Origin of the sequence: Winogradskyella ouciana (assembly GCF_009709615.1) — a bacterium.
Lineage (GTDB): Bacteria > Bacteroidota > Bacteroidia > Flavobacteriales > Flavobacteriaceae > Winogradskyella > Winogradskyella ouciana.
This window is the reverse complement of record NZ_WJYA01000271.1, coordinates 1-243: the sequence shown is the minus strand read 5'-3', so window position 1 is coordinate 243 and position 243 is coordinate 1. Positions and strand designations below refer to the sequence as shown.

The following is a 243-nucleotide window of genomic DNA, read 5'->3' as shown; positions in this document are numbered from 1 at the left end:
TGCGAGACGAGCACCGGGTCGGGTGCGACGGACCGCACGGTCGACAGGTGCGTCGCGACCGCCTGGTAGAGCCGCACGAGCTCGTCGGCCTCGGCGCCGTCGAGCGTGCGGCGCCGCGTGAGGGTCTCCAGGCGGTCCCACTCCGCGCGGTGCACGTCGGTGAAGGCGTCGAGGTCCACGACCGATACCCTGCCACACGAGGCGTGCCGCCGGTGCGCCGATCGAGGGACGGGCGCGGGCCCG

At 75.3% G+C, this 243-nt stretch carries 1 protein-coding gene; it reads right to left on the bottom strand.

The annotated features are described in order from the left end of the window. A partial coding sequence (locus F1003_RS19130; RefSeq protein ID WP_497986940.1) for a hypothetical protein occupies nt 1-179 on the bottom strand: 179 nt, incomplete at its 3' end. Nucleotides 180-243 lie beyond the last annotated feature (64 nt).